This is a genomic window from Brumimicrobium sp. (genome assembly GCA_023957385.1).
Lineage (GTDB): Bacteria > Bacteroidota > Bacteroidia > Flavobacteriales_D > Crocinitomicaceae > Brumimicrobium.
In genome coordinates, this window is the sequence record JAMLGZ010000001.1 from 1 (window position 1) to 14,720 (window position 14,720).

Annotated in this window: 10 protein-coding genes; all 10 read right to left on the reverse strand. The window is 33.3% G+C overall.

The annotated features are described in order from the left end of the window. Positions 1 to 145: 145 nt before the first annotated feature. The 10 genes from M9897_00005 to M9897_00050 all read right to left on the reverse strand — a co-directional run bounded on the left by M9897_00005 (position 146) and on the right by M9897_00050 (position 14,398). Positions 146 to 352, reverse strand: a complete 207-nt coding sequence (locus M9897_00005; protein MCO5267263.1) for a hypothetical protein — start codon at positions 350 to 352, stop codon at positions 146 to 148. A 1-nt stretch (position 353) separates the two neighbouring features. Next, complete coding sequence (gene merTP / locus M9897_00010) at positions 354 to 953, reverse strand: mercuric transport protein MerTP (GenBank protein ID MCO5267264.1); 600 nt, start codon at positions 951 to 953, stop codon at positions 354 to 356. Further along, entirely contained in the window at positions 950 to 1,324 is a 375-nt protein-coding gene (locus tag M9897_00015; GenBank protein MCO5267265.1) for a metalloregulator ArsR/SmtB family transcription factor, read from the reverse strand. The genes merTP and M9897_00015 overlap by 4 nt, the downstream gene beginning before the upstream one ends. A gap of 241 nt (positions 1,325 to 1,565) precedes the next feature. After that, a complete protein-coding gene (locus M9897_00020) occupies positions 1,566 to 2,615 on the reverse strand; it encodes a hypothetical protein (GenBank protein ID MCO5267266.1) in 1,050 nt (349 codons plus the stop codon). 168 nt (positions 2,616 to 2,783) lie between these two features. Continuing rightward, a complete protein-coding gene (locus M9897_00025; GenBank protein ID MCO5267267.1) occupies positions 2,784 to 3,830 on the reverse strand; it encodes a hypothetical protein in 1,047 nt (348 codons plus the stop codon). 46 nt (positions 3,831 to 3,876) lie between these two features. After that, on the reverse strand, positions 3,877 to 4,935 hold the full coding sequence (locus M9897_00030; protein MCO5267268.1) for a hypothetical protein: 1,059 nt from the start codon (positions 4,933 to 4,935) through the stop codon (positions 3,877 to 3,879). Beyond that, positions 4,898 to 8,461: a S8 family serine peptidase gene (locus M9897_00035; protein ID MCO5267269.1), complete on the reverse strand. Its 3,564-nt coding sequence runs from the start codon at positions 8,459 to 8,461 to the stop codon at positions 4,898 to 4,900. The genes M9897_00030 and M9897_00035 overlap by 38 nt, the downstream gene beginning before the upstream one ends. Before the next feature lie 173 nt (positions 8,462 to 8,634). Beyond that, positions 8,635 to 9,030 (reverse strand): hypothetical protein, encoded by a 396-nt coding sequence (locus M9897_00040; GenBank protein ID MCO5267270.1) that lies wholly within the window; start codon positions 9,028 to 9,030, stop codon positions 8,635 to 8,637. An 8-nt stretch (positions 9,031 to 9,038) separates the two neighbouring features. Then, complete coding sequence (locus M9897_00045) at positions 9,039 to 12,596, reverse strand: OmpA family protein (protein MCO5267271.1); 3,558 nt, start codon at positions 12,594 to 12,596, stop codon at positions 9,039 to 9,041. A 149-nt stretch (positions 12,597 to 12,745) separates the two neighbouring features. Continuing rightward, a complete protein-coding gene (locus M9897_00050) occupies positions 12,746 to 14,398 on the reverse strand; it encodes a WG repeat-containing protein (protein MCO5267272.1) in 1,653 nt (550 codons plus the stop codon). Between the last annotated feature and the right edge of the window lie 322 nt (positions 14,399 to 14,720).

A 14,720-nucleotide genomic window follows, 5' to 3' on the forward strand; every position in this document is an offset into this window, starting at 1 on the left:
CGCGGCTTGGCGAAGGTGGCGATTTTACCACAAATGTTCATACGAAGCACACTCTTCAAATTTACGATAAACTGTCATACGAAGAACTGAACCGCCACTTTTGCCAAACCGCTGTTAGTGGCTGGGCTTCTTTGTTTTTCGTCTGTTAGCAACATTTTTTGTCCTGCTGAATTGGTGGACAAGCAACACTTCCGTAACTACAATAAACACAGCAGTCGCCTTGTTTTGGTTTTAGAACTTGTTTACATTTTTCACATTCGTAAAAATATTGACAAGCGTCTGTCGGCATTGTTTCTTCTTTCTTGTGTCCGCAGTTGGGACAAGTTATTGTTGATTGTAATTTGATTTCCATTTTAATTTTCTTTTTTGTCAGCTACAGAATATCCTGTTGAGTTTATTGCTTTTTCGATTTCAGAAATGTTTGTTTTTGAGTTGTCAAATTCTACGATTGCATTTCCATTTTCGTAAGATGCGTTTGAACTTATTATTCCTGTCAATTTATTTACTTCGTGATTTACGTGTTCGCCACAACTTTCACAAGTCATACCGCTAATCGTAAATTCTACTTTTTTAATATTGGATTTGTCCACTACTATGATTTGCTTTTCAGCCTTTGAGTAAAAAACACTTGAATAGTATGGAAAAGCAAGCATAACGATGGCAAATCCCGTTACTATTCCTAAAAACATTTTTGACTGAATGAATTTTGGTTTTTCTTCTGTCTCACAGTTGCAGTCAATTTGCTTTTTTGGTTTCAACTTTTGATACCAAGCAAAACCAAGCACTAAAATTGTCATTCCGATAAAATACGGTCGGAAAGGTTCAAGCCAAGAAAAAGTTGAGGCAAGTCCGCTTGTTCCTGCAATGAGAGCCAAAACAGGTGTAATGCAACACAATGAAGCTGCAATTGCTGTTAAAAGTCCTGCTCCAATTAGTTTGTTGTCTGTTTTCATAATGTTTCCAAAATTTTGTTTTCGTCAAGTATTTTGAAAAACGGTTTCAGCATTTTTTCATACTCTTTTGTTAATGAGTAAAAAATGGTTTGAGCTTCTCTTTCTGTTTCAATGAGTTTTCTGTCTTTGAGTTTTCGCAAGTGTTGTGAAACCGCTGAAATTGTCATACCAAGAATATCGCTTATATCACAAACACAAAGTCGTTTTTCTTCATAGATCAGAAAGAGAATTTTCAGTCTTACGTTGTTTCCTGCCAATTCAAGTCCGTTTGATAAATAGTCAAATGAGCCGTTGAGTTCTGAAACTCTGTCTTTACAGCGATTTATTTGTTTAATGTCCGCTTGTTGTCGTATGCAAGAATTGTTGTCCATAGTACAAAGGTAGTCAATTTGCTTATTTAAGCAACTACTAAAATACGAAACATCAAAAAGAACCCGATTTGTCTGTCGGGTTGTGTCGTCATAGCCTTGCCACTAACGGTTGGCGGCTACCCGAAGGTGGCGATTTTGAAGCACTTCACTGTCAACCAAGCACAAAACTTTGATAGAAGCACAAAGCTTGATTTAACCACTGAACCGCCACTTTTGGGTAGGTGCTGTTATGCACAGGCTATCATTCTTCGGCATTGTAATATTCTATTTTTCGTTCAATTAGTTTATTTAATTTGTTTTGATAATATATTTTTAAAGTTGTCCAATTACCGTGAATATCAAAAGTATATTCATATATCTCACGATAAGGATTATTGATGGCTTCAGTTTGTTCAAAAATAGCAGATTCAAAGTAAAATTCTTTCCAAATTAATAGGTTATTCTCATCATATCCTGCTTTAAAGTGTTTGCTAAACGACCAATTAGAATTGCGAATAGTAAAGTCTTGCACGTTTTGCTCAGTGATATTGCCTTTTGAATCAAATGAAGTTGATACCATAATATTTAAGCATGAATTTGCAGTGGCACAAATATTTTGGAGGTGATAAAAAACCGGTCTATTCAGAGAATCATAGGTTGTAACCGTATTTGGATATTTGTAATTTCCTTTCTTGTCAAAGTGGAATTCTACTTTACCACCTTTCATATCATCATAAAGTTTCGTAATAGGGTAGTATTTATATTGGACGGAAGTAAATGAATCATTATAAGTAAATTTCGTTTTGTAATGATATACTTCATTTTCATGGGAATACTTCCCTATGAAATAATCTTCCTTTCCAATAAGATAACCTAAATCATTGTATTGGTAATTTGTTCTTGAACTGTCTGAATATTGCCTATTTTCGGTTTTTCGTTCTAAAAGTTTTCCATTTTTATAAGTGTAATCTTCAATCGTCCAACAAAGGTCACAAGTCGTATGTTTAAAATACACAAGTTGTAAATTGCTGTTAAATTTTTGCTCTACGGCACTTTCAATTCCATTAATCGTGTCAGCATTAAGATAATAGCTTGTTGTATTTACGATTTTTACAGGTCCTTTTAAATTGAAAAAAGTTGTGTTTCTTTCATTTTTTCCATAGGTAATTTGGTCATAAAAAGGGTCTATTAAGAAAGGATATGTTTTCTCTGTTCCATTAGTTGCATATATGTACATAATAAGAGATTCTTGCGTAAATCCTTTATTAAAATAGAGGAGAAATAAAATAAATAATATGACTTTAGTTTTCATCATTGCTTGTTGTTGGGTGTTCTTTTAGCTTGTGCATAACGGTCAGTGGCTCAGAGAAGTGACGGTTTTTAGAGTAAACCCAAGAACGAAGCGTAAATTTCTTTCTTACAGTAATCTTCAAAACGAAGCATTTATTTGCCATTTCTCTGAGCCACATGTTACCCAACGTTACTTTTTAACAAGTATCGGTGTTTTTTCCATAGTATTTGGATTTAATAAATAAATATTTGGTTGTATTAGTACCCCCCCAGATTCACTTAATTTTGAATTATGTATTTCCTCTATTAAAATATTTCCCGAAATCTGAGAAACACTGATGTTTAATATTTTTCGAGTTTGACACATTTCTTGTAAAAGTTTTGTAGTCCCAGTTAATTCATTATACTGATAGAAGCCTAATCCATAAATAACATAATATATATAATTTTGATATTTATCTACATCTGTAAGTGCATATCCATCTGGGTTGTTAACAGATATTATAGGATTAAAAGTTGTATTTGAAATAATATAGCCTATCCCTCTATTGACCGGTGTTTGTGTTAAATCTGCAAAAGAGAAAAGCCCCTCAATGAATTCCCCTCCAAAAAACGCTGGACTACCTACTCCAACAGAACTATTAAAATAATAAGGAATTGAGTCAACAATATCAGCATCTAAGTTATAAATAGGTCTTTGATTATTATAGGCTGGACCAGTTGCTAATATTTTAGTTCCTGCACCATTAAATTTCGGTTCATAGAAATGTATATTTGAAGGTAAGAATTGATGTAACCCAGTACCATTATCATTAATTATATATCCAACTCCTGAACTTCCCGTTCCAACATTAAATACAATTTTCCCTTGCTTTCCCCAGTCAGGCAAACTTATACCTAATCCTATAGTTTCATTAGCATTACATAAAACGATATTTTCACCAGTTGATATTATGTGTTTAACTAATTCCTCTGAACTTGCAACACCTCCTCTAATATAGACAAATTCATCATCACTAAAAGGACTAAAACAAGGTTGTGAATACGTGGTGTCTCCGTAATATTCATCTAAAGTGATATTGCCCTCACCCCAGTTAAAATCTTCACAGGGAGTAGTTTCGTTGTTTCCATTGTTATCAGTAATACTTGGAATCTTATCCTTTTTACAAGAAGCAAAAAGGATAAGAACCAAACACAAACTACTGCTTAACAAACTTAATTGTCTTACCTGTTTCATTTGCTTTAAGTTTTATAAAATACATACCTTTTGACTTTGTTTTAAGTTATTTCTTAACCAAAATCGGTGTTTTTTTCATTGTATTTGGATTTAATAAATAAATATTTGGCTGTATTAGTACCCCCCCAGATTCACTTAATTTTGAATTATGTATTTCCTCTATTAAAATATTTCCCGAAATTTGAGAAACACTGATGTTTAATATTTCTCGAGTTTGACACATTTCTTGTAAAAGTTTTGTCGACCCTGTTAATTCATTATACTGATAGAAGCCTAAACCATAAATAACATAATATATATAATTTTGATATTTATCTACATCTGTAAGTGCATATCCATCTGGGTTATTTGTAGAGATTATTGGACTAAAAATTGTATCTGAAATAATATAACCTAAACCTTTTTCTGCTGGCGTTTGAGTTAAGTCAGCGAAAGCAAAGAGGCCATTTTTTATTTTTCCATCAAAACAAGCTGGACTTCCTATTCCAATTGTACCGTTAAAATAACAGATAAATGAATCTACTATGTTTGCATTTAAATCATAAATAGGACTAAGAATATTTGACTCACTATTATAGTAAGAACCTAAAGCAAATATTTCTTTGCCTTCATTATCAAATTTAGGTTGTGAAAAATTCACATTTGAGGGTAAAAATTGGTGCAAATCACTTCCATCATCATTAATTATATATCCAATCCCTGAACTTCCTGTCCCAACATTAAATACAATCTTCCCTTGCCTTCCCCAATCAGGTTGGCTAATTCCTAATCCTATAGTTTCATTGGCGTTACATAAAACAATATCTTCACCAGTTGATATTATGTGTTTTACCAGTTCAGCTGAACTTGCAACACCTCCTCTAATATAGACAAACTCATCATCAGTAAAAGGACTAAAACAAGGTTGTGAATATGTGGTGTCTCCGTAATATTCATCTAAAGTGATATTCCCTTCTCCCCAGTTAAAATCTTCACAGGGGATAGTTTCGTTGTTCCCATTGTTAACAGCCATATTCGGAATCTTATCCTTTTTGCAAGAAGCAAAAAGGATAAGAACCAAACACAAACTACTGCTTAACAAACTTAATTGTCTTACCTGTTTCATTTGCTTTAAGTTTTATGAAATACATACCTTTTGACCAAGGTGTTGAATTAATGTTGATTGAATGTGCGCCAATAGTGAAGTTCGATTTATCTCTATTATATACAAGTCTTCCATTAATGTCGAATATTTCCAATTGAACATCAGAATTTTCAGAAAGTACAAAGTTAATTGTAACATTATTTGATGATGGATTTGGATAACAAGACAAATTAAATATTTGCTCATCCTCTTCATCAACTCCAGCATAATCCGACTCTAAATGCAAAGTATAACCTACTCGTACAAGGTTACCTGGACTAGCTGGATACCAATAGTCAATTGGATCTCCATTAGGCTTTTGTGTTAAGTGTATAATTGTTCCCTTCACATCACCAGAATTATTGCTCATACTTGTAATGTAATTAGCGTTTTCTCGGTCTATATAAGTCGGAGTTGGGCTAATTTGATTATCTAGGAGAGTTGTATAACTATTTAATGGCCAATAGTCCAAAATGATATCTCCACCATTTAAGTTGTTATCTAAAGTATAAGAAATTTCATAAATAGTTCCATGATATTTCCCATGGGCTAAATCATTATTACTGAAAAAGAAATCCCCAGTAACTTTTGGAACATTACTAAGATTAGCTGGAATCGGTAACTCTTTTTTGACATGCTTAACAATGTATTCTGTTCTATCTATTTTTTGCATTACAGCTCCAGCGTCTAAAAGTCCCCAACCTGAGTAATCGTCATAGCCATCAGAATAATTACTTCCATATGTTGCAAAGTCTCGGTCATTTGCATATCGTTGTAGCAAAAACTCCACATCATCAGGTGCAAGGTTATTAGGAGTCGAAGGTTGCCAGTCAATATGACTAAGCATAAGAGCCGCAACACCAGAAACATGAGCAGCAGCTGCTGAAGTACCATCAAAAGAACCATGTGAGTTTGTAGAATTATTGTTGATTGTATAGATTATATCAGAATCATAGGGTGCAACAATGTCAACATCACCTCCATATGATGAGTTTGAATGTTTATATCCGTTTTTATCAGTTCCACCAATACTTAAAACCCATTCTTCGCGTTCTGCATAAGCTGGGAAGTATTCCTTTTGATTCTTTTCGTTCCCTCTTGAACAAACATTTATTACACCATTTCTAAAGATCTGTCGCTGTGCATCTTTATACATGTTTTGGGTAGTTATAATGGGTACTTCTTCTGAGTATGGTACATTTCTTTTCCAACTATTATTGATAATATCCATAGATTGAGGATAAAGTGATGTCCATGTAGAAGCATCTAGCATTGCTTCGGTTACTTCTGTTGCTGTTAGCCCGATTTCAATGGCTCTAAATCCATGTATTGAAACGCCTATATTGTGTTCCACTGGGTTAGGGTCTGGCTGTGTGCCGTCCCCAGGAATAACGTTTTCATAAGGCCAATTTCCACCAGCGATACCAGATATTCCATCATTGTTGTTTCTTAATGCCCCAATAATTCCAGCCACCTTTGTACCGTGTCCATTTCCATTTCCTCCTACTATTGGGTCACCATGATTGGACGTGTATTCCAAACTTTGATCTATTTCATAATCATAACCTCCTTTAATTTTGGAAGCTGAACCATTGAAAAAACCACCAAAATCATCATGATCCCATTTAACTCCAGAATCTATTACTCCTACTTTTATCTTATCAGAACCAGTCTCAATTTCCCATGCCGGTTCAATATTAATATGTCCATTTGGATATGTAGCAGAAACTAAAGAATGTTGGGAAGAAAAATAAGGGTCGTCTACCAATAATTCAACAAAACCGTTGGTATGTGCATATTTAATTGAAGGGAAAAGTGGTTGTCCTGTGTTTAATACATTACATACATTCACTTCATCTTCTTTACCAACATCTATCAGTAAAATAGCCCAAAACGGCTCAATTTTCACCTCATCACCTAATCTATTTACAAATACGCTATCAGCAGTTGTAAAGTGTCTAAATATTTTATAGGTTTTTGCTCTTCCCCATGGAATTTCTGGATAAACATTTTGTAAATCATTAATTACATTAGGTTGAACAAAATCGCTTAACGTTCCATAATTAAACCCTCTTCTATTTACAGCATCGTGAATGATAGCAGATTCATCAAAGCGAACAATTATTTCCCCTTTAGCATGTGATTCCACACCGTTTACTATTCTTGGTTCGACAACTCGATTTGTTGAAGAATATTTTACAGTGGCGTTTTTGTCAACACCATTTATTTTAGAAATTCCGGAAACAAAAATATCATCCCCTCTAACTGTTACAGATTTTGCCTCATTCTCTTGACTTCCAGCATCAAATTTTTGAACGAATTTTACATCTCCATCAGTTGTATATTTGATAGTTGCAAACTCTTTTGTGTCATTTTCATCTTTTAGAGTCCCTGTTACAATAACATCTCCTTGGTTTGTAATTGCTAAGTGTTCAGCCGTTGCGATATTATCGCTACCTGATGAACCGAATTCTCTTTGCCAAAGTTCTGTTCCATCGGAGGAATATTTAATAGTTATATAATCCTTTCCTCCATTAGAGTTTTCTTTCGTTCCTGTAATGTAAACATTTCCGAAGTCGTCAACACCAATGGCTCTACCAACATCTTCTAGACCACCATCAAAATTTTTAACCCATTCTAAATCAAAGTTTCCATTGATTTTTAAAGTTTGAATGTTTCGATTGCCGTTAATTTCAACATAACCTGTAATGTAGGTGTTGTTATTTGCATCAGATGTTACAGCTACAACATTGTCTAAACCAACACCTGAAACAACAGTCCTTTTAACATCATTGATTGTACCATCCGATTTATCCATAATTAGGGTAGCATAATCCCAACTGTTGAAGGCAGAAGCAGACGCGCCAGAAACAACAATGTTATTGGAATGAATAGCTATACTTGTCGCCGCATCATGCAGATTTGCATAATCATAAGTATTGTGCCATAAATAGCCTCCGTTCGCATCAAACTTTACAATAGCATAATCTGAAAAGGTATTTAAAGATTCTGTACCACCTACTAGATAAATACTTCCTTCTTGGTCTATGTCTAAGTCAGCAGGAATATCCATACCGTTTGCTGGTCCATCCCATGAACTTGCCCATAAAAGATTACCGCTAGGAGAGTACTTGAGAAGCCCAAAATCCATACTACTTTGTTCTTCAATGGCAGAAGCAACGAAAATTTCATTTGAAGCATTGATTTTAAGCTGCACTCCATAATCATTACCACTACCAGAACCATCATAGGTTTTCTCCCATAAAACTTGTCCATGGGGGTTGTATTTAGTAATTAAAACATCAGAGTTGCTTGATTGGTTCATCGTGTTTCCAACCACAATTAAATTACCAAAACTATCAACTGCTGATACAGTTCTGTGGATATTACCAACTTTTCCAGTTGAATTATCCCAATCCTTATTCACATATGTTTTTTGTGCATAAGGAGTTCCAGCAAGGAAAAACATCCCTGCTAGCGTTAGCATTATTTTATATTTATTTTTCATTTTCATGTCAATTTAAGTTATTTTTCTAAGTAATTCTAATTTTTATTCGTTAAAAAGGAAGAAAAGTCAAGGTGGTTTTAAAACTAAATACAAAGTTTTTATGATAGATGATGAGGAATATCATCACTTTAAAAATAGCTTTATATTTATGTAATGTTCTCATGCCAAACTGTTTATTTATCCCCGTTTACGAGTGTTTGCGTAATGTTGGGTAACGTTCGGCAAATAGGCGCAGGCAGGGAGTTTAACCACTGAACTTGCCACGAAGAACTGAACTTCAAATTTAGCACTTTCCTGTCTAACGAAGCACGTAAACCCTGCTTGAGCTTATTTGCTGTTACAAGCTGGCCTTCTTTCTTTTCAAGCGACTTACCTTTATTATTATCAATCAGTTCTGTCATTCTGCTTTCGCCTGCCGGGTTGCGTTTCGGCAAAGTTTTATTTTTGTTTAATGGGGAAGATTTTTTGTTTTTTCTCAAGGACGTGGAAAGCATACTCTTTTGCAAGCTTTGGTTTGTGTATGGGCTTGTGCAGCTTGCAAATGTGTATGCTTTGATTGGAGAAATCACTTTAGTTACTATTTTAAAAATCTTAATTCAACTCGTCTATTTTTCTTTCTTCCTTCATCAGTGGAATTATCTTCAATATTTCTGGTCGCTCCATATCCAATAATTGTAAAAATTGCAGGATCACATCCTTGATTTATAAGGTAGTCTTTTACATTATTTGCTCTAGTTTCGGATAATATTTGATTTTGTTTTTCAGTGCCTATGTCATCAGTATGACCAGATATTTCTACTTTCAATTCGTTTTTAATAATAATATTTGCTACTCTTCTTAATTCAGGTAAGGATTCATCTAATAAACCAGCTGCGCCAAAATTAAAAAACAAGTTATTGATGGGAACAGCTGTTCCCTGTTCAATCATTTCTTTAAATGTAACCACATCAATATTCTGTTCAATTGATGTTGCTTTTGTCTCTTTTCTCAAATCTATGTTATTTGAAATTGGGAATAGTTCATTGTTATCTATATAATAACCATAAATTTTACCTAAGGGTAAAATGAAATAGAAACTGCCATCAATAGGGTTAGAATTTGATTCGCCTATAATTTTATTAGCTTCCAAATCTTCCCAAGAAATCATTGCACTAATAGGCTTGTTGCTTTTATCAACTAACTTACCTGATATTGTGGCAACATAATCTGGTTTAAGATAATCTGGGATTTTGAATGAAAAAATATCTTTCCCTGTCCCTTTTGCTAATGTTATGTCGTATAGAGATGTTGTTGCTTCTGCAAAAGCATTTTTCAAATCATTAGATGACTTTGAGTGATAAAAATTTCCACCTGATAATGATGCTATTTGTGCGAGATCACTGTATGCCTGAGAATATTCATTTACTTCTAATGCTATACATTGATGAGGTATTTTACTAATCCCTAGTTGAGAAATAGTTTTTAAAAACATATCAAATGACATATTACCATTTGCATCCCCATCAGACATTAATATTACCATTTGATTTTTGGATGCTCTATTTTTATTTGCTGACATATATTTGTTTGCCTCCAAAATGGCTTCATACATTGGAGTTTGTCCATAGTCTCGTAAATTCAATATAAATTTCTCTAATTGATTATAATCTTCAGTAAAATCAATTCTATCAAAGATTAGTGAGTTATTATAACCAGGAAAAGTAAGTATTGCTACTTCAGAATAATTTTGAATAGCTGTTTTGCAAGTTTCTAAAGCAGCAACCTTTAAAGCATCCATGCGTGAGCCACTCATGCTCCCTGAAATATCTAAAACTAAGACAAGGCTTGATAACTCCATCTTTTTTTTGTTTGCCGAATAAAATGCATATTCTCCATCTGTGGAAAATTTAAAACCCCAGTCTTTATTAACCGTATTAATATTCTTTCCCATATTTATTGGAGTTGCCCAATGAGTCCATGACGAGTCGTTTAAGCGTTGGGTCATAAATACATCTGTACTACCAATACCATAATGACCATCAGAACTAAAATATAATGTTCTGCCATCTGGATGCAGAAATGGAGATCGTTCAGTATATGGGGTATTGATTTGATTTCCTAAATTAATAGGATTAGACCATTTATTCCCATCAAGCTTTTCAGATATATATATATCTGTTGGGTACTCATTATCCCCACGATACAGCCCTTGATTGATAGAATTCACATTGAGTCCACCGGGTCTTGAAGATGTAAATAGTAACCCTTTTCCATCGGCAGTAAAGGAAGCGTCACCTTCATAATATTCTGAATTGATAGGATAAGGAAATGCTACTGGGTTGCTCCAACCATACCGTGTTTTTAAGCTGTAGTATATATCACCACCATTATCATTACGCCAAAGTAAAAGTATATTTCCATCAGCAGAAATAGCCATTGGTGCCTCATTCCCATCAGCTGTACTTAAATCGGCTAATAATTCCGGAGATGACCATTTATCATTTATCCAATCAGCAGTATAAATATCTTCACCGCCTAAACCATCAGGGCGTCCTTTTGAGCAAAAGTATAATTTTTTCGAATCATAAGATATAACTGGGCTATAATCATCAAACTCTGAATTTACTTGAGTAAGGGATTCGAAAATTATTTGCTTCTCATTTTTTTCAAGAACACCAATTATCTTATCAAAACGTAATGCCATTTCGGGAAAATAGGGTTTGTATTTTTTATAAATACTTGATGCATTAGACCAATCTCTATGAATAATAAAACGCTCGGCAAGTTTCTGAACACAGACGAATGCTATTTCTTTTGGTGCATTATTCTTAATAAAATTCTCATATAGTACTGTATTAAATTGCCTAACTCCAATATCTATGTTCAAATCATCTAGTTTTTTTAAACTCTCAAATTCATTTTCAATTTTACTTTTATAAGTTGCTGAAAATATTTTCAAGTGCTTATTATACATTTTTTTGTATGTATTTATATCCCCATCCTGAAATAAAACATCAAAATATTCATCTATATTTTTCTCAAAACCTTTAATTCCAATTTCTTCAATAAAACGATCCATTTCAGTTATTAAACCTTCATTTTTAATTATCGTAAGTAAAGAATCTTGTATGTTTTTAAGATTCTTATTGTTAGGATGCTCTTTTATAGCAGCCCAATAATCTTTTATGCTATTAGTTTTTACAACATCTTGAAACAGCAAATTATCAAACTTAATTATGGCTTCAGAAAGAAAAGAACTGTTGGGGTATTTTAAAATAAACATTTTGAATGCATCTGAATTATTCATTTTTTTTGCATCATTAAAAGCTAATTCATCACGTTTTTGAATAGCTTCTTTTTTTTCAACTGCCTCAGGGTATTTATTTATAAAATCCTGATATGAATCAATTGAATTAATTTTTGTTGCTTCTAAGAAAGCTAACTTATTTCTCAATGATATTGCATCATTAAAAAGGTGCGATTTAGGATACTTATCAATATATTCTTGAAAGGAGCGAACTGAATTAAGTTCTTTTGACTTCGCGAATTCTAATATATATATGTTACTCAACGCAGATTTTAACAGATCATCTGCTTGTGAATTATTAATCACTCTATGTGAATTGAAGTCATTTATAAACTTTTGATATGAATCAGTTGTGTTTATTTTTTCTGCTTCATTAAAAGCAATTTCATAAATTTTTCTTTGGGCTTTTATTTTCCATTCTGGGGCATTGGTAAAGTAAAGAATGTAATTTTTAAAACAATCTATTGTATTTTTATCCTTACAATCATTATAAGCCAGATTATAACATTCTTCTTTAATTTTCGATAAGCTTTCTATTGTGTATCCCTTTTTGCTGTATTTTACTTTTTCTTCATTACCTAAATCATTTAATACCTTTATAGCGATTACAATATAATCATTGGCTTTGTAAGGATTATAACCCTTGTATTCTTTAGAGTTATATAGTTTTGCATATGCATAATTTAACTCAATATCATCTTTTTCTTTCTCATACTTCTTAGACAATTTTTTTTCTGCCTTTGCGAACTCTAGCTTATCTATATGTTTAAGGAATGCATTTGATTGGGCATTTGAAGATAAAATGCCAAATAAGAAAAAGGATAAAATGCAAAAATATTTTTTAGTCATAACTATAATAAGATTCGTAATTTCAAAAATATTTGACTTCGTATTGATGTTTTTAATAACTCACAACCAAACTTGTTAGCGTTTGGTTGTGAGTTGGGTTTATTAAAATAATAGCAGCTTATTGATAAACGGAAATATACTCTTGGCCATTAGTCAACGTATTCTTCTTCTTGTTCTGCTGATTCATATTCAGACATATCATCAAAATCCTGCTCCGAAGTCGCGGCACTTATTACAATCACTATATCTCCACTATTCATTGCTATTATAATCTCTTTTTTACCATCACTGTAAACATTTTTATTTTTAGAACTCTTGTCCTCGTCTTTTTTATATCCGCTTAGTTTGCCTTCAATAGCGGAAATTACAGCTTCCTCTTTACCATATCCTTTACCTCTCAACGATATTGAATATGCAAAGCCAGTAGGTTCATTTTTTCCATTAAATTTATACTCGGTGTCTTTGTAGGTGTACCAACCAGATCCTTTAGTTACTGTTATTTTGTCGTACGCAGAACCTAGTACATAGAAACTATAACTCGCATCGTTAGTTATTTTTTTGCTTGATAATACTTCATGTTCTGAACTGTTTTTTCCAAATTTTCTTTCTTGTAACTCATACTTTTTCATTACATCATCAAAAGTAGAATTGAACGTAAATCCTTCAGGACTATCAAAATTCAGAACGGATGTTATAGCACCAACATTAAAATAATCTGTATTAGCACTGCTATATTCAGATCCTCCTGTTAAAAAATATTGAACAAGGTCTCTTGAAACATCATCAAACTGCGGATTTATTACGTACTTTCCTTCTTTATCAATAAAACCAATTTTACTTGCGCTTACAACAAGTGCAAGTTTTCCATTGAAAGGAAGTGCAACATCAAATTGAGGGTTTATAACTATTTTACCATCCCTGTCAATATATCCGTAACTTTTACCTGATTGAACAGATGTAATTTTGTTGCCGTTGAAAGGGTATGCTTCTCCAAACTGAGGGTTAATAATTAATTTCCCATCTTTATCACACCAACCGTGTTTACCATCTTGAACAACATGAAATAAATCTCCGTCTATTTGCATACTTGAGAATTGCGGATTAATTATGTATTTTCCGTCTTTGTCAATTACACCTGCCTTATTTCCGGATTCTACAACACATTGTCCATTTTGAAAGTCGCCAGCTCCATCAAATTGATGGTTGATGACAATCTTTCCCTCTTTGTCGATGAACCCCCACTTACCTTCATCATTTCTTACCCCACATTTGCCATTACTAAAATTTGAAACTGATATGAATTGTGGATTGATTACAACTTTCCCTGTTTTATCTACAAACCCCCATTTTTCATCACCTTCTTCATTTACCATACTGAATGCAGCTAGACCATCTTTAAAAAGTCTTACTTCTTGAGCATCTTGAAGTGTAAATTTTATTTCGCCTTTTTTGTCAATAGCAGCAGGTGCGGCATTTTCGCTCACAACCCAAGCTAATCCATCACTAAAAACTGTCGCTTCTTTGTATTGAGCATTTATGGCATATTTACCATCATCAGTGATAAAACCAAACTTTGGTTCATCTCCAGATGTTTCAACCAATGCCAGTCCATCTCTAAAAACAGTGGCGTTCTTAAATTGAGGATTAATAACAATTTTACCTTCCTTGTCAATGTACTGAAATTCTTTTCCGCTTTTGACTGGAATTAATTTAACTTCGGAGATAGAATCTCCACCACCTCCGCAAGAGCTGAAGATGCTTGCAGCAACAATGGCTGCTACTAATTGTACTGTTTTTTTCATTTTTCTAAAATTTAAATTATGCCTACTCTTATCGCTTTTCGGCAACCGCGTTGTATTTATTATTGGAATTAAATTAAAACTGTTTTTTTGGGGTAATGGCTCTTTGACTTTTGCATAGAGTTGTCTTGTGTGTTGGGCAAAAGGAAATGTGCCATTTGTGTATTGGCTCTTAAAAAACAAAAAATGTGGGTCGGCAAAAAATAAAACTTTATCGGGTCGGCTGGTGTGGTCGGCAGTCATTCCGATTTGATTTTCTTCTTTGTCTTTGTATGTCGTCTTGTCAATTCTCATGTCGCTGTTTTTTTATTAGGCTTGCTTGTAA